This is a genomic window from Streptomyces sp. NBC_01351, from assembly GCF_036237315.1.
Taxonomy (GTDB): Bacteria; Actinomycetota; Actinomycetes; order Streptomycetales; family Streptomycetaceae; genus Streptomyces.
On record NZ_CP108356.1, the window covers coordinates 3,722,268 to 3,739,962 of the forward strand.

The 17,695-nt window shown below is 73.6% G+C and carries 19 protein-coding genes; 11 read left to right on the forward strand and 8 right to left on the reverse strand.

All coding sequences use genetic code 11. The features are described 5' to 3' along the window. Nucleotides 1–8: 8 nt before the first annotated feature. Complete coding sequence (locus OG625_RS16930; protein ID WP_329381269.1) at nt 9–263, forward strand: hypothetical protein; 255 nt, start codon at nt 9–11, stop codon at nt 261–263. Nucleotides 264–350: 87 nt separating this feature from the next. Here OG625_RS16930 and OG625_RS16935 read toward each other — a convergent pair whose 3' ends face one another. Further along, nucleotides 351–968: an HAD family hydrolase gene (locus OG625_RS16935; protein WP_443067726.1), complete on the reverse strand. Its 618-nt coding sequence runs from the start codon at nt 966–968 to the stop codon at nt 351–353. Between the two features lie 301 nt (nt 969–1,269). Between OG625_RS16935 and OG625_RS16940 the strand changes: the two genes are divergently transcribed. From OG625_RS16940 to OG625_RS16950, 3 genes are all read left to right on the forward strand, one after another. Beyond that, nucleotides 1,270–1,770 (forward strand): SigE family RNA polymerase sigma factor, encoded by a 501-nt coding sequence (locus OG625_RS16940; RefSeq protein ID WP_329381274.1) that lies wholly within the window; start codon nt 1,270–1,272, stop codon nt 1,768–1,770. 9 nt (nt 1,771–1,779) lie between these two features. Continuing rightward, the gene (locus OG625_RS16945) at nt 1,780–2,628 is read left to right on the forward strand and encodes a hypothetical protein (protein WP_329381276.1); all 849 of its coding nucleotides are present in this window, start codon (nt 1,780–1,782) and stop codon (nt 2,626–2,628) included. 73 nt (nt 2,629–2,701) lie between these two features. Further along, entirely contained in the window at nt 2,702–3,019 is a 318-nt protein-coding gene (locus tag OG625_RS16950) for a hypothetical protein (RefSeq protein WP_329381278.1), read from the forward strand. A 9-nt stretch (nt 3,020–3,028) separates the two neighbouring features. Here OG625_RS16950 and OG625_RS16955 read toward each other — a convergent pair whose 3' ends face one another. After that, on the reverse strand, nt 3,029–3,436 hold the full coding sequence (locus OG625_RS16955) for a RidA family protein (protein WP_329381281.1): 408 nt from the start codon (nt 3,434–3,436) through the stop codon (nt 3,029–3,031). Between the two features lie 62 nt (nt 3,437–3,498). Between OG625_RS16955 and OG625_RS16960 the strand changes: the two genes are divergently transcribed. Both OG625_RS16960 and OG625_RS16965 read left to right on the forward strand, forming a co-directional pair. Then, a complete protein-coding gene (locus OG625_RS16960; protein WP_329381284.1) occupies nt 3,499–4,110 on the forward strand; it encodes a TetR/AcrR family transcriptional regulator in 612 nt (203 codons plus the stop codon). An 81-nt stretch (nt 4,111–4,191) separates the two neighbouring features. Then, nucleotides 4,192–4,635, forward strand: a complete 444-nt coding sequence (locus tag OG625_RS16965; RefSeq protein WP_329381287.1) for a DUF6069 family protein — start codon at nt 4,192–4,194, stop codon at nt 4,633–4,635. Between the two features lie 500 nt (nt 4,636–5,135). On the opposite strand, the gene OG625_RS16970 is transcribed toward OG625_RS16965, so the two are convergent. Then, nucleotides 5,136–6,176 (reverse strand): hypothetical protein, encoded by a 1,041-nt coding sequence (locus OG625_RS16970; protein WP_329381289.1) that lies wholly within the window; start codon nt 6,174–6,176, stop codon nt 5,136–5,138. A 143-nt stretch (nt 6,177–6,319) separates the two neighbouring features. Here OG625_RS16970 and OG625_RS16975 point away from each other — a divergent pair, with 143 nt between their 5' ends. Both OG625_RS16975 and OG625_RS16980 read left to right on the forward strand, forming a co-directional pair. Further along, complete coding sequence (locus OG625_RS16975; RefSeq protein ID WP_443067727.1) at nt 6,320–8,854, forward strand: helicase-associated domain-containing protein; 2,535 nt, start codon at nt 6,320–6,322, stop codon at nt 8,852–8,854. Between the two features lie 398 nt (nt 8,855–9,252). Then, the gene (locus tag OG625_RS16980) at nt 9,253–9,843 is read left to right on the forward strand and encodes a DUF4291 domain-containing protein (RefSeq protein ID WP_329381295.1); all 591 of its coding nucleotides are present in this window, start codon (nt 9,253–9,255) and stop codon (nt 9,841–9,843) included. Here the strand turns inward: OG625_RS16980 and OG625_RS16985 are convergent. Continuing rightward, nucleotides 9,828–10,319 (reverse strand): N-acetyltransferase, encoded by a 492-nt coding sequence (locus tag OG625_RS16985; RefSeq protein ID WP_329381298.1) that lies wholly within the window; start codon nt 10,317–10,319, stop codon nt 9,828–9,830. The genes OG625_RS16980 and OG625_RS16985 overlap by 16 nt on opposite strands. Further along, nucleotides 10,316–10,888, reverse strand: coding sequence for a peroxiredoxin-like family protein (locus OG625_RS16990; RefSeq protein WP_329381301.1), 573 nt, complete (start codon nt 10,886–10,888; stop codon nt 10,316–10,318). Before OG625_RS16990 ends, OG625_RS16985 begins: the two co-directional genes overlap by 4 nt. Before the next feature lie 75 nt (nt 10,889–10,963). Between OG625_RS16990 and OG625_RS16995 the strand changes: the two genes are divergently transcribed. After that, a complete protein-coding gene (locus tag OG625_RS16995; protein WP_329381304.1) occupies nt 10,964–11,590 on the forward strand; it encodes a TetR/AcrR family transcriptional regulator in 627 nt (208 codons plus the stop codon). Here the strand turns inward: OG625_RS16995 and OG625_RS17000 are convergent. After that, nucleotides 11,573–12,022 carry a GNAT family N-acetyltransferase gene (locus OG625_RS17000; RefSeq protein ID WP_329381307.1) on the reverse strand — a complete coding sequence of 150 codons (450 nt, stop codon included), beginning with the start codon at nt 12,020–12,022 and terminating at the stop codon, nt 11,573–11,575. The two genes, OG625_RS16995 and OG625_RS17000, sit on opposite strands and share 18 nt — an antisense overlap. A 139-nt stretch (nt 12,023–12,161) precedes the next feature. On the opposite strand from OG625_RS17000, the gene OG625_RS17005 reads away from it, so the two are divergent. Next, complete coding sequence (locus tag OG625_RS17005) at nt 12,162–13,805, forward strand: DNA repair helicase XPB (RefSeq protein ID WP_329381310.1); 1,644 nt, start codon at nt 12,162–12,164, stop codon at nt 13,803–13,805. A 217-nt stretch (nt 13,806–14,022) separates the two neighbouring features. On the opposite strand, the gene OG625_RS17010 is transcribed toward OG625_RS17005, so the two are convergent. Next, nucleotides 14,023–14,208 (reverse strand): hypothetical protein, encoded by a 186-nt coding sequence (locus tag OG625_RS17010; RefSeq protein WP_329381313.1) that lies wholly within the window; start codon nt 14,206–14,208, stop codon nt 14,023–14,025. Between the two features lie 311 nt (nt 14,209–14,519). Here OG625_RS17010 and OG625_RS17015 point away from each other — a divergent pair, with 311 nt between their 5' ends. Beyond that, nucleotides 14,520–16,649 (forward strand): HelD family protein, encoded by a 2,130-nt coding sequence (locus tag OG625_RS17015; RefSeq protein ID WP_443067728.1) that lies wholly within the window; start codon nt 14,520–14,522, stop codon nt 16,647–16,649. Between the two features lie 291 nt (nt 16,650–16,940). Here OG625_RS17015 and OG625_RS17020 read toward each other — a convergent pair whose 3' ends face one another. Continuing rightward, nucleotides 16,941–17,627: a copper homeostasis protein CutC gene (locus OG625_RS17020; RefSeq protein ID WP_329381317.1), complete on the reverse strand. Its 687-nt coding sequence runs from the start codon at nt 17,625–17,627 to the stop codon at nt 16,941–16,943. Nucleotides 17,628–17,695: the final 68 nt, after the last annotated feature.

Sequence of the window (17,695 nt, forward strand, 5' to 3'; positions counted from 1 at the left end):
CTGGTGCCGTGACTGACACTTCTCGCGCCGACGAAGCCCGGCCCGGCGACGCACTGGTCAAGGCCGGCGGCATCGTCTTCATCGCCGGAGCCGTCGCCACGCTGGCGACGATGGCCCCGCTGTTCCTCGACATCGACCCGTTCCCGTCGTACGCGTGGGCCGTGTGCATGCTCATGGGCGTCGGCTTCGCCATCTCGGCGGCCGGCGTACTGCGCTCGGCGGCGGCCCAGCGCCGGGCCGCCCGCGCCTCACAGGCTGTCTGAGGGCGCGGGGGCGGGGGGCGGCGGCAGCGGGGGCTCAGGCCACGGAGGCTGCGGAGGGCTCGGAGGCCGCGGAGGCCTCGGAAGGGTTCAGACCGGCTGCGCCGCCACGTACGCCGCCAGCCACTGCGGCAGCGCCGTGAGGTCCGGCAGCACCACGTCGGCGCCCGCCGCGCGCAGTTCCGGCTCCGGGCACGGCCCGGTCGGGACCGCCACCGACAGCGCGCCGGCCGTACGCGCCCCGCGCACGTCTCCCACGTGGTCGCCGACGTAGACCTGCGCCCCGTACTCGCGCAGCGCACCCGCCTTGGCCTCCGCCCAGAGCCAGCCGATGACCGCGTCCGCCTCGATGCCGAGGTGCGCCAGGTGCAGGCGGGCGTTCGGCTCGTGCTTCGCGGTGACCACGATCGCGCGGCCGCCGAGGGCCTGGACGGCCTCGATCGCCTCGCGGGCGCCCGGCATCGCCGGGGTCGGCTCGATGGCGTACGTGGGGTAGATCTCGCGGTAGCGGTCCGCCATGGCCGGGATCTCGGCCTCCGGGAACCAGTACGCGAGCTCCTCGTCGAGCGGCGGACCGAGCCTCGTGACGGCCTCGTCGGCGTCGATGTACGTACCCGTCTCGGCCGAAAGGGCCTGGTAGGCGGCCTTGATTCCCGGGCGCGAGTCGATCAGGGTCATGTCGAGGTCGAAGCCGACTGTGAGGTTCATACCGTCCATTGTGCCGAGGCGGACGGACGGCAGGCTGCCGGCGGGCCTACGGCGGGGAAACCCGACGTTGCGCCGTTCACCCAGCCCCGCCGGCGTTTGAGGAGTGGGGGTCCCCCCGGACGGAGTCTGGTGGGGGCACCTCCCAGCGGTAGCTGGGGGAGAGGGTCTGGGGCGGAGCCCCAGGAAGCCGGGCGGCAGCCGACCACGCGCCCCGCCCCCACCCCTCAAACTCGTGCTCAACCTTTTCCGTGCGACGGCACTCAGGACAGGGGTGAGAGACACGACGTGAAGGGGAGGGCGGATGCCACCAGGCACCGAGTACGACTTCGAGGCCTTTGCCCGGGCCAGCCAGCGCAAGCTGTACCGCACCGCGTACCTGCTGTGCGGGAACGCCGACGCCGCACGCGATCTGACCCAGACGACCCTCGCGAAGCTGTTCCAGCACTGGCGGAAGGTAGCCGCCGCCGAGAGTCCCGACGCGTACGCCAGAACCGTACTGACCCGCACCTTCCTCGCCGAACGGCGACGGCGGCTGCGGGACCTCCTGGCCCACCGGCACGCCGACCGGGCACCCGTGCCCGAGTACGCCGAGCTGCGCGTCACCCTGCTCGCCGCACTCGCCGAGCTGCCGCCGCGCGCCCGCGCCATGGTCGTCCTGCGCTACTGGGAGGACCTCAGTGTCGGCACCGTCGCCGAACTGCTGCGGTGCAGCGAGGGAACGGTCAAGAGCCAGTGCTCGCGCGCCCTGGCGAAGCTGCGCACGCAGCTCGGCGAGGCCCACCTCTACGCCACCGAGAACTGAGGAGACGACATGGGTACCAACGACGGCCTCTACGAAGTCCCCGACGACAGGGCCGTGATGCTGGTCCGGGACGCGATGGACCGTACGACCACGGACCTGCCCCCGATTCCGGACCTCGTGGGCCCGGCCCGCACCCAGGGCCGGCGCCGCAGGGCCCGCGCCCGGTTCGCGATCGGCGGCGGGGTGCTGGCGGTGGCCGCGCTCGGCGTGACCGTGTCCGTGGCCCTGCCGGCCGACACCAGCGGCCGGCAGGTCGCCGGGACGGTCAACGTGGCCGCGCCGCCGTCGAGCAGCGGCAGCGCCACGCCGCTGCCGCCGGTGCACATCGAACCGACCCCGGGCGGATCGTCGATGGCCGACCTGCCTCCGGCCGAGCGGGCCAAGCAGGAGAACTTCCAGAACCAGGCCGTGCCCGTGCTCCAGAGCCTGCTGCCGGCGACGGTCGGCACGGTGCAGCGCACCGACATCAGCGTGCGCCTGTACCAGGGCACGAAGGACGGCAAGACCTTCACCATCAGCTTCTCGGTCCGCCCGTCGGGTCCGGGCACCACCGCCAAGCGCTGCCTGGAGGGCAAGGGCGAGGTCTGCAAGAAGACCACCCTGCCCGGCGGCATCGAGGCCCACGCGGCGACCGCGCCGATCAACAACGGCAACGTCACCGAGACCCGGCTCTCCTTCCGCTACGGCCAGAGCGACGTCTACCTGTCCATCAGCCCGCACGACGAGTCGAACACCTCGGCACCGGTCACCAACGACCAGCTCCTGGAACTCGCCAAGGCCACCCCCTTCCTCGACCTGGTCAAGTCCGCCGACGCCGACCCGGTGGAGAAGGAGCAGAAGAGCGTCCCGCTGGGGTGACGGGTGGCGGGGTGCCGGCTGACCGGCATCAGGGAGGGCTTGGGGGAGGAGGGGCAGGAGCGGGGGGTCGGGGATGTGCGGCTCTGCTCCGGTAGGGGGGCGGGCCCGGCCTCGGGCCCGCCCCCTCGGTCTCCGGGGCCGGGCAGACGGCCAGCCATCATCAAACAGCGGTCACGCCGGGCCGTCGACCGACGACGAGTTCGAAGAGGGCTACACCCCGGAGCGCTGGCTGAACCGGGACCGGATCGGGGCCGGGATCACGGGCGGGATCGCTCTCCTCCTACTGGCCGCATTCGTGGTGATCGTGATTCCGGCCCTGATGGTGGTCGGCTGCCTCGTCGTGGCGGTCCTGGTGCTCGGGGTCGGGGTCAGCACCAAATCCAAGCGCTAGCCCAGCCCTCTATTCGATGACCGCGGTGGCCTCGACCTCGACCAGGAGGTCCGCTTCACCCAGCGCCGCAACGCCCAGCAGGGTGATCGGCTTGACCGGATCGACGCCCAGCTTCGCCGCCGCCCGGCCCACGCCCTCACCCAGCAGCGGCATCTTCTCGTCACTCCAGTCGACGACGTAGATGGTCAGCTTCGCCACGTCGTCGAAGGAACCGCCGACCCCGGCCAGCGCGGTGGCGACGTTGAGATAGCACTGCTCGACCTGAGCGGCCAGGTCACCCCCGCCCACGGGCCGACCGTCGGCATCACGGGCAACCTGCCCCGCGAGGAACACCAGCTTCGATCCGGTGGCCACCGACACCTGCCGGTAGACGTCGGGCTTCGGCAGCCCCTCGGGATTGAACAGCGTCACGGACACGGACGGCCCCTTCCTCTTGGCGTCAGAACCAAAGCATAGCGATGCTATGTATTGTGGAGGCCATGGCGAGGACGAAAGACCCGGCGATCCGCACCCTGCTGCTCGACCGGGCCGCACAGATGCTGCGCATGCGGCAACCGGTCACGCTCCGCGCCCTGGTCGACGGAACGGGCGTGTCGACGATGGCCGTCTACACCTACTTCGGCGGCATGGACGGCCTGTGGAAGGCCTTGCGACAGGAGGGCTTCACGCGCCTGGCCGACAAACTCGCGGCCGTCGAACCCTCCGCGGACCCGGTCCGCGACCTCGCCGCGCTGGGGGCCGCCTACCTGGCCAACGCGCTGGAGAACCCCGACCTCTACCGCGTCATGTTCGACGCCGGTTTCGACCTCGAAGACACCACCGCCGCGGACGACACCCTGCACCGCCTCGTCCACGCCATCGACCGGGCCAAGACCAACGGCCGCTTCCGCGACGAGGTCGATCCGCTGGACCTGGCGACCCAGAGCTGGACCATCGGCCACGGCCTCGCCTCACTCGTCGCCACGGGCCCTCTGCCGCACCAAACCCTCGCCCACGGCGTGCCCATGCTGACCGCCCTGTTCACCAGCGCGGGAGACGACCCCGACCGCTGCCGCCAGTCGGTCGAGCGCGGCTGGGGATCGGGGGCTTGACCTCAACCGAACTTCAGGTTGGAGGCTTCCTCGTATGCCGCTCGCCGTAGGGCAGCGCAGTCACACGTTGGAGGAAATCCCATGTCGAGCACTGCCGTTCCAACTTCCGGCCCCGTCGCACCCTCGGCCCGCCGTTCCGGCCTCACCTGGTGGAAGGCCCTGGCCGTCGGCGCGGTCGGCGCGGTCGTGGTCAATCTGATCGTTCTCGCCGTCGCCAAACTGACTGGTGCCTCCCTCGTCGTAGTCGACGGCGGCGTGGACCACCCGATCACCGTCGGAGGCGTCATCGGCGCTTCCGTCCTCCCGCTGCTCCTCGGTACCGGCGCCGCCTTCCTGATGGCCCTGTGGAAGCCGGTCTTCCTGCGGATCGCGCAGTACGTGGGCGGTGGGCTGGCCCTGTTGTCGGTCGCCGGCCCCCTGTCGTCCGGCGCCGACGGCGGCACCATCGCCGCCCTGTCCCTCATGCACATCACCCTCGGCGTGGCGGTCGTCACCACCCTGCAGCTCCACCGCCGCAACCATTGAGTTCGATCAAAGGGTCACTCGCCGTCGTCGAGAAGCGCGTAGCGATCCGTGGCGGCCTGCGTCCAGCCCAAGACCGTCGCAGACGCCGTCATGGAGGAGCGCGTAGCGATGTGTGGCGCCTGTCGGGGGCTGAGGTGTTGGTGGTCGCTATTTGGCGATGGCCGGCCGCCTCCCCGGCCCCGGACCCCGAGCCGGCGGGCCCGGGCTCGGGCCCGCCCCCTCCCGAAGCGGGGTCGGACATCCCGACCGCCCCGCCCCTGCCCTTTGTCCCCCGGCCCGTTCTTTTGGGGGTTTCCCGGCAGTCTTCGTTTTTCCGGGGCGGGACGGCCTGTCAAGGGTGGCCGAAGGCCATCGCGAAGCGACGCGACGACGAAGGAGGAGCGCCCTTGACAGGCCGTCACGACACGGAAGGACGATGAGACTGACGGGAAACCCCCAAGCCCTCCCTGATACCGGTCAGTTCGGACCCCGGCAGCCGGACCCCGACAGCCGGGCCCCGACTACCGCCTCCGCGCCCGCCACACCAGGTACGCCGCCGAAGCCACCCCCGCGGCTCTCAGCAGCCAGGGCCACATGTCCTGGAGGGCGCCGCTCAGTTGGTCGTCCGGGAGTGCATCGCCCCAGCGGCCGTTCATGCGGCCCCACACCCACACCACCGCGCCCGTGAGCACCAGGCCCGGCGGGCCGAAGACGGTCCACTTGCGTTCGGCCGGGCCCAGGGCCCGCGAGGCGTACGGCAGTAGCCAGCCGACGGCCAGCAGCAGCCAGTAGCCGCTCACCACGCCGGCGAGCAGTACGGCCGAGGCCAGCAGGAGGAAGGCGTTCGGGCGGGGGCGGGCGGGGGCGGCGGCGGCCTCCGGTTCCGGGGCGGCAGCCGCTGCCGCCGCCTCCCGCTTGGCGCGCCGCCGATCGCGCAGGAACCGTACGAGGGTCCGGGCGCGGCCCTCCCCCTCGGCTGCAGGCGAGGGCTTCGACTTGGTGCCCGCGCCGACTCCCCCGCCGACTCCCGCGTCCTCGTCGTCCTCCGGCCCCTCCTTGAAGAGGTCCGGGATCTCGATGCCGCCCGCGAACCCCTCGACCTGCGGACCGGCCCCGTACGTACCCGGCGCCACGCGCCACCAGTCGGGCTCGGCTCCGCCGGTGGGGCCGAGTTCGTCGAGACCGGCCAGGTGCGGGGGGACGTTCCGCGGTTCCGCCGCAGGCTGGGGAGGGGGTACGCGCTTGCGGCCGAGGAGGCCGGGGGACCGCTGGGCGGGCACCGACGGGCCGGGGTCGGGCTGCGTCACGGGGGCCGGCGCGGCGCCCGAGCCGGACAGTTCGCCCAGCGTGTCCAGGACCTCCTCCGGGGTGCCGATGCGCTCCAGGATGCGGCGTACGGCCGCCGGGGTCTCCGGTTCATGCTTGGCGCGCCGACGGTCGATCTCGTCCCGGAGCCCGGCCACCAGCCGCATCCGGTCGCCGGAGGACAGCTGCCGCCGCTGCGCCAAGTCCCCGACGCGGCTCAGATATTCGTAGACCAGATGGTCGCTTTCGATCCCCATGCCCCGGCTCCTCCCAAACCCGCTGCTCGAAAGGTAGCGCGTGCGCCCGTGGAGCGGCCGTGGGCACAGCGGATACCGTTGACCGGATGGGGACCGACCGACGCACTGGCCGACGGAACGGCCGACGCGACCAGGAGGCGACTGTGCCCGAGGCAAGCACTGCGGGGGCATCCGGCGGAACCGGCGGAAGCGGGGCACCCGGCGGAACCGGCGCACCCGGCGGCAGCAGCCCAACCGGCAGCACCGAGGCAACCGGCAGCGCCGGCAGCACCACCGGCGCCGCCGCCACCACTGCCCTGCCGCGCTCCCTCGCCGAGGCGCTCCGCGCCCGCGACGACGCGGCGCTCGGCGCCCTGCTGCACGCCCGCCCCGACCTGCTCAGCCCGGTGCCCGGCGACGTGACCCAGCTGGCCACCCGCGCCGGGACCCGGGCCTCGGTGGTGCGGGCCCTGGACCGCCTCGACCGCTTCGCCCTGCAGACGGCCGAGGCCCTCGCGGTGGCCCCCGACCCGTGCCCGTACCCGGTACTGGAGGGTCTGCTGACCGGCGGCGAGGACGAGGAGGCGCGCGAAGCCCTCCCCCGCGCCCTCGGCACCTTGCGCGACCAGGCCCTCGTATGGGGCGACGAGGAGCGGCTGCGGCTGGTCCGCACCGCCCGGGAGCTGCTCGCGCCCTCCGCGCAGCGGCCCTCCCCCACCGGTCTCGGGCCGACCGTCGCCGAGGCCACGGCGGGGATGTCGCCGACCCGGATCCAGGAGATCGTGGCGGCGGCCGGGCTGCCGGGCACCCATGACCCGGTGTCGGCGGTGAGCGCGCTGACCGCCCTGTTCACCGACGAGCGGCGGATGTCGGCGCTGCTGGACCAGGCCCCGGCGGAGGCGCACCAGGTGCTGGGGCGGCTCGTGTGGGGGCCTCCGTACGGGGAGGTGACGCCGAATCCGACGACGCCGGTGCGCTGGCTGCGCGACCGGGGGCTGCTGCTGCCCTCGTCGGCGCGGACGGTGGTGCTGCCCCGCGAGGTGGCCCTGCACCTGCGCGGCGGGCGCGCGCACCGCTCCGTGGAGCCGCTGGCCCCGGTGGTGCCGGCGCACCGTGAGCACCGTCCACAGCTTGTGGACGCGAACGCCGCCGGGCAGGCACTGGCGGCGCTGTCCACCGTCGAGGACCTGGTCAAGTCCTGGGAGCACGCCGGTCCGCCGGTGCTGCGCGCGGGCGGGCTGTCCGTACGGGACCTCAAGCGGACCGCGGTCACCCTCGACGTGGCCGAGCCGCAGGCGGCGTTCTGGGTCGAGCTCGCCTACGCGGCGGGCCTGCTGGCCAGTGACGGCGAGGCCGACGAGCGCTACGCCCCCACCCCCGCCTTCGACGACTGGTGCGAACTGCCGCCCGCCGAGCGGTGGTCGGTCCTCGCGGCGGCCTGGCTGCCGGCCACCCGCACGCCCGGCCTGGTCGGCGAACAGGACGCCAAGGGCCGCACCCTCTCGGTGCTGGGCCCCGAACTCGACCGCTCCGGCGCCCCCGAGGTGCGCCGGCACGTCCTCGAACTCCTCGCGGACCTCGCCGAGGGCTCCGCCGCCGACCCGGACGCGATCCTCGCCCGGCTCGCGTGGGAACGTCCCGTGCGCGGTACGAGCGAACTGCGCGCCCGCCTCGCGCGGTGGGTGCTGGCCGAGGCGGAGGTCCTCGGCGTCACCGGCCGGGGCGCGCTGTCCGGGCCGGGCCGCGCCCTGCTCGCGCACCGCGACCCGGCGCCGCTCCTGGCCCCGCTGCTCCCCGAGCCGGTGGACCACGTCCTCCTCCAGGCCGACCTGACGGCGGTGGCCCCGGGCCCGCTGCGGCGCCCGCTCGCCGAGGTGCTGGCCGTCCTCGCGGAGGTCGAGTCCAAGGGCGGGGCCACCGTCTACCGCTTCACCCCCGGGTCGGTCCGCCGGGCCCTGGACGCCGGACGGACCGCCACCGACCTGCACGCCTTCCTCGCCGAGCACAGCATCACCCCGGTCCCGCAGCCCCTCGCCTACCTCATCGACGACGTGGCCCGGCGCCACGGACACCTGCGCGTCGGGGCCGCGTCCTCGTACGTGCGCTGCGACGACGACGGCATGCTGAACGAGATCCTGGCCGACAAGCGCTCCGCCTCCCTCGGGCTGCGCCGCCTCGCCCCCACCGTGCTGGCCGCCCAGGCCGAACCCACCGCCCTGCTCGACGGGTTGCGGGCGATGGGCTACGCCCCGGCGGCGGAATCCCGTACCGGCGACGTCCTGGTGGCCCGAGCCGACGCCCACCGCACCCCCGCCCGCCAGGCCCCCGTCCCGGTCCCGGACGGCCCGCCGGTCCCGGACGAGACGTTGCTCGGCGCGGCCGTACGGGCGATCCGCGCGGGCGACGCGGCGGCGACGGCAGTCCGCAAGGAGCCCACGGCGGCGGCGGTGGTCCCGGGCGAACTCCCGCGCACGAGCGCGGCGGAGACCCTGGCAACGGTCCAGGCGGCGGCCCTGACGGGCTCGGCGGTGTGGATCGGCTACGTCAACGCGGAGGGCGCGGCGAGCCAGCGGGTGATCGCCCCGGTCCGCGTCGAGGGCGGCTTCGTCACGGGCTACGACCACACGGCGGACGAGGTGCGCACGTACGCCCTGCACCGCATCACGGGCGTGGCCGAACTGGCGGAGGAACACCTCTAGGCGGCGCCGCACCACCCCGGCCCTCCCCTACGCGGCACCACCCTGCCCGGCCCGGCCGCACCACCCCGCCCGGCGGCTGCTTCGCCCGCAGGGCCATCCCAGCCCCGCCGGCGTTTGAGGCGCGGGGTCTGGGGCGGAGCCCCGGCAGCGGCGCCGCACCGGGCCCGCGCCCCTGCCGGGCGGCTGGCCTGCCCGGCAGGGCAATCCCAGCCCCGCCGGCGTTCGAGGCTCCCCTCCAACCCCTCCCCTCCAGCCCCGCCGGCGTTTGAGGCGCGGGGCCCGAGGGCAGCGCCCCCGGCAACGGCGCCGCACCGAACCGACACACCGCCCGCACCGCCACCGGCACCCGCACCGAAAACACCTGGCAGCCCGCACCAGCGCCCGGCACCCTGAACGGCATGCAAGACATACCCACCCGCCAGATCCGCGCCGCGCACACGGACACCACCGTCACCGTCTACCAGGCCTACGCCCCGCACCTCGGCGGCCCCGCCGCCCGCGACGGCCGGTTCCCACCAGCCTGGAAGCGGGAGCGGATGACGTGGATCAAGCCGTCCTTCCTGTGGATGATGTACCGCTGCGGCTGGGCCACCAAGGCCGATCAGGAGACGGTGCTGGCGATCGAGATCACCCGCGCCGGCTTCGACCGCGCGCTCCGCGAGGCCTGCCTGTCCCACTACGCACCCACCGTGCACGCGGACCGCGCGGCCTGGCAGGAGTCCGTGCGCACCACCTCGGCCCGGGTGCAGTGGGACCCGGAGCGCGACCTGCACCTCGCCCCGCTCCCGCACCGCTCGCTCCAGTTGGGCCTGTCGGGCCCGCTCTCCCGGGCGTACGCCGACGAGTGGACGGTCTCCATCCGCGACGTCACCCCACTGGCCCGGGAGATCCACGGCCTGGTCCGGTCCGGCGAGGACGAGGCCGCGCGAGCCCTACTCCCTACCGAACTCCCCTACACCACGGACCCGTTGCCTCACCTCGACGCGTAGTCGATCCGCTCGCCCTCGAAGGGCCACGCCTCGGTGAGCCAGCGGCTGACGGCCTCGTACACCGGCACGTCGAGGTGCGCCCGGTCAGCGCGCACCCAGGAGCTGACGTGCACCCGCCCGGGCTGCCCGGGCTGCCCGGGCTGCTCCTTGGCCGGGTAGACGTAGAGGCAGCCGATGACCTCTTCGGATCCGTCGGCCCCTTCGAGGACGCTGTACGTGAATCCCCGGCGCTCGGCGAAGTCCCGTGCGTGCCGCTCCAGGTCGGCCAGGTTCCGCTCGGCGGACATGCCCTCCGGCGGCGGCCAGCTCCGCCCGAAACCAGGGGTCGCCCGTACGTGCGCGATGCTCCCGCTCCAGGCGGCCAGGTCCCGCTCGTTGTGCTGCGGCCCGAGCGGCTCCAGGCGGAATCCGTCGCCGGCCAGGGCGCTCGGCACCTCGAAATCCGCGGGTACGAAGGCCTGCTGCTCATCACTCATGCCCGGACCCTATGCACCTCCTCCGCCAGCGTCAGCAGCTTTTCCACCGGCCACTGGTCGTCGACGTGCTCCCCGTACGACCGGGCGAGGACGGTCCCGTCCGGCCCGATCAGGAAGTCCGCCGGCAGCCCCAGCCGCCCGTTCTCCTGGGTGCGCGAGGGCAGTTTCCCCCTGCCCCGCACCACCTCGACCGCGCCGCTGCCCACCGCACGCAGGATCGGCCACCAGGCGCGCGGGCTGAGCAGGGACCGGTAGGACGACTCGACGCCGAAGTCCGCGTACAGCCGCTTGTCAGGGTCCGCGACGACCGCGAAAGGGAAGTCGGCGACGTGCTCGCGCAGTTCCTCGGCGGCGGAGTGGAAGACGACCACCTCCCGGATCCCGGCCGCCTCGATCTCGGCGTGCCGGCGCACCACGGAGCGCAGGTGCAGGTGGCACACGGGGCAGCCGGCGAAGCGGCGGAACTGGAGGTGGACCAGCGAGTCGGAATCCGGGACGGCGACGGGTGCGCCGTCCGCGACAGCGGTGAGCACGCGTGCGGGGACTACGGAACCTGCGGAGAGCTTCATCGGAACGGGACCCCCTGTTTAGGCGTATGCCGTACACCTACCAGCGTAGGCGTACGCCGTAAACTGTCAACCACCATGCCCCGTCCCCGCTCCCTCACCCCGGACCGACTGGCCGCCGCGGCCCTCGCCGTCATCGACCGCGACGGGCTCACCGGGCTGTCCATGCGCGCCGTCGCCGTCGAACTCGGCATCAGCCCGATGGCCCTCTACCGCTACGTCCAGGACCGCGAGGAACTCGAAGCCCTCGTCGTGGAACTGGCCCTCAGCACGGTCGACTTCACCCCGCCCGCCCCCGGCCGCCCCTGGCAGGACCGGGTCACCGAGCTCGTCGCCCGGCTGCGCGACGCGGTCGGCGCCCACCCGGCCGTCCTCCCGCTGACCCTCACCCACCGCCACCGCTCCCCGAGCGTGATGCGCTGGGCCGAGACGCTGCTCGGGGTGCTCACCGAGGCCGGCGTCGGGCCCGAGGAGCGGATCATCGCCCTACGGGCCCTGCTCGCCTACGTGATCGGCGCGGTCCAGCAGGAACACCTCGGCGCCCTCTCCGGCGCGGGCACGGCCGCCATCGCCACGCTCCCGCCGGAGCGGTTCCCGTACCTGGCCGAGGCCGCGCGCAGCGCCCCGGCCCTCACGCCGGACCGGGAGTTCCACGGCGGCCTCGCCCTGCTGCTGCGCGGCCTGGGATCAGGCGGGTTCGCGTAGTTCGAGGTCGATGAACGGCACGGTGTCCCCCGGCAGCACATAGCGCTCCACCTCGACGAAGCCCCGCGCGAGCGCGAACCGCAGCCCCTCCGGGTTCGACTCCAGCACCACGGTCAGGATCCCGGCGGCCCCGAGCTCCCGCGCGCGCTCCAGCCCGTGCTCGTACAGCCGGGTGCCGAAGCCACGGCCCCGGTACTCGGGCAGCACCCGCGCGATCACCGTGGCCGGGGCCGGCTCGCCCTCGGGCGGCCGCACGGTCATGCAGCCCACCAGGACGTCCCCGAGGTACGCGACGTCCAGCCGGTGCCGGCCCGCCCGCTCCCGCACCTCGTCGGCCGAGAGCGGGTCCGTCGGGATGATCAGGTTGTGGACGTAGCGCCAGTCCCCGAGCGTGACGTCATCACCGACAGGCTCGATACGAAGATCAGACATCCACCCACCCAAACCGCCCCCGCGCCCTCCCGTCAACGTTCCCGCCGCGCAGAACCACCCGGGCCGCCCGGCGATACGGCAGACTGGAGGTTTGGCCGCCCGCGCCCGGGCGGACCACCCATGCCGGAAAGGGACCTGCGTGAACGGGCCTCTCATCGTCCAGAGCGACAAGACACTCCTCCTCGAGGTCGACCACGAGCTCGCCGGAGCCGCGCGCCGCGCCATCGCGCCCTTCGCCGAGCTGGAGCGGGCTCCCGAGCACATCCACACCTACCGGATCACCCCGCTCGGCCTGTGGAACGCCCGGGCCGCCGGGCACGACGCCGAGCAGGTCGTCGACGCGCTCGTCGAGTTCTCCCGCTACCCCGTCCCGCACGCGCTCCTCGTCGACGTCGCCGAGACCATGGCCCGCTACGGCCGCCTCACCCTCTCCAAGCACCCCGTGCACGGACTCGTCCTGACCAGCACGGACCGGCCGGTGCTGGAGGAGATCCTGCGGTCCAAGCGGATCACCCCGCTCGTCGGGGCGCGCCTCGACGCCGACACCGTGGCCGTGCACCCCTCCGAGCGCGGGCAGATCAAGCAGACCCTGCTCAAGCTGGGCTGGCCGGCCGAGGACCTCGCCGGGTACGTGGACGGCGAGGCCCACGCCATCGACCTGGCCGAGGACGGCTGGGCGCTGCGCCCGTACCAGCAGCAGGCCGTCGAGGGCTTCTGGCACGGCGGATCCGGGGTGGTCGTACTGCCCTGCGGCGCCGGAAAGACGCTGGTCGGCGCCGGTGCCATGGCGATGGCCAAGGCGACCACGCTGATCCTCGTCACGAACACCGTCTCGGCCCGCCAGTGGAAGCACGAGCTGGTGAAGCGGACCTCGCTGACAGAGGAGGAGATCGGCGAGTACTCCGGCACCCGCAAGGAGATCCGCCCCGTCACCATCGCCACGTACCAGGTCCTCACGACGAAGCGGAAGGGCGTCTACCCGCACCTGGAGCTCTTCGACTCCCGGGACTGGGGCCTGATCGTCTACGACGAGGTGCACCTGCTGCCCGCGCCGGTCTTCAAGTTCACCGCCGACCTCCAGGCCCGCCGGCGGCTCGGCCTGACGGCCACGCTGGTCCGTGAGGACGGGCGCGAGTCGGACGTCTTCTCCCTCATCGGGCCGAAGCGTTTCGACGCGCCGTGGAAGGAGATCGAGGCGCAGGGCTACATCGCCCCGGCGGACTGCGTCGAGGTCCGGGTCAACCTGACGGAGTCGGAGCGGCTCGCGTACGCGACCGCCGAGACGGAGGAGAAGTACCGCTTCTGCGCGACGACCGCGACGAAGCGGAAGGTGACGGAGGCGCTGGTCGCCAAGCACAAGGGCGAGCAGACCCTCGTCATCGGCCAGTACATCGACCAGCTCGACGAGCTCGGCGAGCACCTGAACGCGCCCGTCATCAAGGGCGAGACGTCGAACGCGCAGCGCGAGAAGCTCTTCAACGCCTTCCGGGAAGGTGAGATCAGCGTCCTGGTCGTCTCGAAGGTCGCGAACTTCTCCATCGACCTGCCGGAGGCGACGGTCGCCATCCAGGTGTCGGGCACCTTCGGCTCCCGCCAGGAGGAGGCCCAGCGCCTGGGCCGCGTCCTGCGCCCGAAGGCGGACGGCCACGAGGCGAAGTTCTACTCGGTCGTCGCGCGCGACACGATCGACCAGGACTTCGCGGCCCACCGCCAGCGCTTCCTGGCCGAACAGGGCTACGCGTACCGGATCATGGACGCGGACGAGCTGCTGGCAGCGGACTGACGGACCCGGGCATTTCCAGCCTCGCCGGCGTTTGAGGCGCGGAGTCCGGGGGCCCGGGGCCCGGGGGCATTTCCAGCCCCGCCGGCGTTTGAGGCGTTGGGGGTACCCCCAGCGGTAGCTGGGGGAGGGTCCGGGGCGGAGCCCCGGCAGCGGAGCCGCGCCCGCGCACGGACAGCAGTGCACGCGGCGCCGACCCGACCCGCCCCCGACCGGGAGGTCAGCGGCGGATGACGCCCGCGTCCTCGGCGTATTCGCCCAGGACGACGACGCTCAGGGCAGCCGCCGCGAAGACCTTGGCCGCGCGCAGCGCATTGCCGACGAGGTGGCGGGGGCGGGATTCGGAGGTGGCGGTGGCGCCGCTCGGGCGGCCGCCCTGGATCGGGGTGAAGGTTGCGGTGCTCATGTATCCATGGTGCGTTTTCGGCCTGCCCGCCGCATCGCCCTGGGGACGGAACCTCAAGGCCCGGGGGGTCCTCCTCGGGGCGCATGCGACCCCCTAGTGGGTCTACCCAATGGGTGACAACCCCGGGGGCCACCACCCGGACGGAGGTCCCGACCGCGAGGGACTTCCGACCCCCAAAACCGTTCGCGCCCGCGCGCCCCGCTGACTAGAATCTCCGCTCTTGCCGCCTCCCACCGCCCCATCGGGGAGAGCCGCCCTCCGGCCGAAACCGGCGGGCCAACTGTTCCGTACCAGCAGCTGGAGGCAGTCCCGTGCCCGCGCACGCCCCCGACACCGCGCCCGACACCGGTTTCGACGCCGCACCCGACGCCGCTTCCGACACCGATCCGCTCGGCCGCGAACGCGCCCACCTCGCCGCCTCCCGCGCCGCGCTCCGCGCCATGCGCGAGGACGTGGAGGCCCTCGACATCCGCGACGTCACCGCGAACTGGGTCAACGCCATCGTCCTGCAGGCCCAGATCGACGACCGCATCAAGGCCCTCGCGGACCTCTCCCACACCCCCCTCTTCTTCGGCCGCCTGAACTACCTGCACGCGCCCGGCGCGGAGCTCGCCGAGGGCGGGGAGGGCGAGCAGTTCTACATCGGCCGCCGGCACGTCCACGACGCCGGCGGCGACCCGATGGTCATCGACTGGCGCGCGCCGGTCTCCCAGCCGTTCTACCGGGCCTCCAAGAAGGACCCCCAGGACGTCTCGCTGCGCCGCCGCTTCGGCTACACCGGCGGGGAGCTCACCGCCTACGAGGACGAGCACCTCTCCGACCCCTCCGCTGTGACACTATCCGGCTCCGCCGGGGGGCCCGCCGTCAGCAAGCTGCTCCAGCAGGAGATCGAGCGCCCGCGCGTCGGCCCCATGCGGGACATCGTCGCGACGATCCAGCCCGAGCAGGACGAGATCGTCCGCTCGGGCCTGTCCGGCTCGGTCTGCGTGCAGGGCGGCCCCGGCACCGGGAAGACGGCGGTCGGCCTGCACCGGGTCGCGTACCTGCTCTACGCGCACCGCGACCGCCTCGCCCGCACCGGCACGCTCGTCATCGGGCCGAACCGTTCCTTCCTGCACTACATCGAGCAGGTCCTGCCGGCGCTGGGCGAGCTGGAGGTCAAGCAGGCCACCGTCGACGACCTGGTGGCCCGCGAGGGCCTGGAGGTGCGCGGCACGGACGCCGCCGAAACCGCCGTGGTCAAGGGCGACGCCCGGATGGCGGAGGTGCTGCGCCGCGCGGTCCGCGCGCACGTCAGCCGCCCCACGGAACCGCTGATGGTGGTCCGCGGCTCACGCCGCTGGCGCGTGCCGGCGTACGAGCTGGAGGAGATGGTCGAGGAGCTCCAGAACCGCGACATCCGCTACGGGGCGGCCCGCGAGGCGCTCCCCCAGCGGATCGCGCACGCGGTGCTCGTACGGATGGAACAGGCGGGCGAGGCTCCGGACGACCGGGTCCAGGACGCGGTGGCGCGCAACGCGGCGGTGAAGGCGGCGGTGAAGGAGATCTGGCCGCCGGTCGACCCGGCGAAGCTGGTGCTGCGCCTGCTCTCCGACCCCGACTTCCTGGCGCTGCACGCGGCGGACGTCCTCACGGACGACGAGCAGAAGCTGCTGCTGGCGTGGCCGAAACCCTTCCGCAGCGTGAAGGCGGCGAAGTGGTCGGCGGCCGACCTGGTGCTGATCGACGAGGCGGCCGATCTGGTGGAGCGGACGCATTCGCTGGGCCACGTGGTCGTCGACGAGGCGCAGGACCTGTCCCCGATGCAGTACCGGGCGGTGGGGCGGCGCTGCACGACGGGCTCGGCGACGGTACTGGGCGACCTCGCGCAGGGCACCACCCCGTGGGCCACGCGCAGCTGGGACGAGGCCCTGGCGCACCTGGGCAAGCCGCAGGCCGTGGTCGAGGAGCTGACGGCGGGCTTCCGCGTGCCGCGCGAGGTGATCGCGTACGCGTCGCGGCTGCTGCCGTTGATCTCCCCGGGGCTGGCGCCGGTCTCCTCGGTCCGCGAGACGCCGGGCTCGCTGGCCGTCACGGCGACGGCCGACCTGACGGCCGCCGTGATCGAGGCCTGCCGGGCCTCCCTCTCCCACGAGGGCTCGATCGGCCTGATCGCGGCGGACGCCCGTATCCCGGCGCTGGCGGAGGCCCTGCGGGCGGCGGACCTTCCCTACCTCGCGCCCGGCGAGGAGACGACGGCGGAGTCCCGGCTGACGCTCGTGCCCGCTTCCCTCGCCAAGGGTCTGGAGTACGACTACGTGGTCCTGGACGAGCCGGCGGCGATCGTGGACGGCGAGCCGGACGAGCGGACGGGCTTGCGCCGGCTGTACGTCTGCCTCACCCGAGCCGTCTCGGGCCTGACGGTCCTCCACGCCGCGGCACTACCGACGGCCCTGGCCTGACCCATGCGGGGCGGGGGGGGTGCCGCTGCGCGGAGCCCCTCCCCGCCCCGCCCTTCCACCGTTCCCGCCTCAAACGCCGGCGCGGCTCAAAACACGGCGCTCCGCGCCCGCTCCTCAAACGCCGGAGGGGCTGGGGGTGTATCCAGCCCCTCCGGCGTTTGAGGAGCGGGGTACGGGGCGGAGCCCCGGGTCTTTGAGCCGCACAGGCGGGGCGGCAGCAGCCACATCCAGCCCCGCCGGCGTTTGAGGCGCGGGGTCTGGGGCGGAGCCCCAGGAGGGCGGCCCGCAGGGTCAGGCCAGGGCGGTGCGCCACTCCGCGACGGCCGCCGCCGAGACGGGCTGCCCCCACCCGTCGGGACGCGCGGCCCCGCCGATGTGGAAGGCGTCGATGCCCGCCCCGCGCAGCACCGGCAGGTGCGCCAGCGTCAGCCCGCCGCCGACCAGGATCCGCGCCCCGTACCCCGGCTCCCCCCGCCGCGCCGCCTCCGCGAGCAGTACCGGCAGGCCGTCGTCGACCCCGCCCGCCGCGCCGGCCGTCAGGTACGTGTCCAGCCCCGGCAGCTCGGCCACCGCCTTGCGCAGGCCGTCCCGGTCCGCCGCGCGGTCGATCGCCCGGTGGAAGGTCCACCGGCAGCCGTCCAGCTCGGCCACCACCGCCTCGACGGCGGCCAGGTCGGGGCTGCCGTCCGGGGTCAGGAAGCCGAGAACGAACTCCTCCGCGCCCTCCGCCCGCATCTGCCGCGCCGTCTCGACCAGCACGGAGACGTCACCCGCCGCGAACCCGTCCGTCCTGCGGAGCATCACGCGCAGCGGGATGTCGACCGCCGCTCTGATCGCCGCGAAGGTCTCGCGCGGCGGGGTGAGCCCGTCGGCGGCAATGTCGGTGACCAGTTCGAGTCGGTCCGCCCCACCGGCCTGGGCCGCGATCGCGTCCTCCGCGTCGAGGGCGATCACCTCCAGGAGCGCACGGTTGCTCATTCGATGCCGTCCTTTGTCCGGTAATGGAAAATAGGTCTAGTCCAATATCAGGGTACGGGTCTCCGACC

Bases quoted from the DNA above. Each gene is read 5' to 3' on its own strand.
- OG625_RS16935 (WP_443067726.1), bottom strand. From the start codon at position 968: ATGAACCTCACAGTCGGCTTCGACCTCGACATGACCCTGATCGACTCG.
- OG625_RS16940 (WP_329381274.1), top strand. From the start codon at position 1,270: ATGCCACCAGGCACCGAGTACGACTTCGAGGCCTTTGCCCGGGCCAGC.
- OG625_RS16945 (WP_329381276.1), top strand. From the start codon at position 1,780: ATGGGTACCAACGACGGCCTCTACGAAGTCCCCGACGACAGGGCCGTG.
- OG625_RS16950 (WP_329381278.1), top strand. From the start codon at position 2,702: ATGTGCGGCTCTGCTCCGGTAGGGGGGCGGGCCCGGCCTCGGGCCCGC.
- OG625_RS16960 (WP_329381284.1), top strand. From the start codon at position 3,499: ATGGCGAGGACGAAAGACCCGGCGATCCGCACCCTGCTGCTCGACCGG.
- OG625_RS16965 (WP_329381287.1), top strand. From the start codon at position 4,192: ATGTCGAGCACTGCCGTTCCAACTTCCGGCCCCGTCGCACCCTCGGCC.
- OG625_RS16970 (WP_329381289.1), bottom strand. From the start codon at position 6,176: ATGGGGATCGAAAGCGACCATCTGGTCTACGAATATCTGAGCCGCGTC.
- OG625_RS16980 (WP_329381295.1), top strand. From the start codon at position 9,253: ATGCAAGACATACCCACCCGCCAGATCCGCGCCGCGCACACGGACACC.
- OG625_RS16985 (WP_329381298.1), bottom strand. From the start codon at position 10,319: ATGAGTGATGAGCAGCAGGCCTTCGTACCCGCGGATTTCGAGGTGCCG.
- OG625_RS16990 (WP_329381301.1), bottom strand. From the start codon at position 10,888: ATGAAGCTCTCCGCAGGTTCCGTAGTCCCCGCACGCGTGCTCACCGCT.
- OG625_RS16995 (WP_329381304.1), top strand. From the start codon at position 10,964: ATGCCCCGTCCCCGCTCCCTCACCCCGGACCGACTGGCCGCCGCGGCC.
- OG625_RS17000 (WP_329381307.1), bottom strand. From the start codon at position 12,022: ATGTCTGATCTTCGTATCGAGCCTGTCGGTGATGACGTCACGCTCGGG.
- OG625_RS17010 (WP_329381313.1), bottom strand. From the start codon at position 14,208: ATGAGCACCGCAACCTTCACCCCGATCCAGGGCGGCCGCCCGAGCGGC.
- OG625_RS17020 (WP_329381317.1), bottom strand. From the start codon at position 17,627: ATGAGCAACCGTGCGCTCCTGGAGGTGATCGCCCTCGACGCGGAGGAC.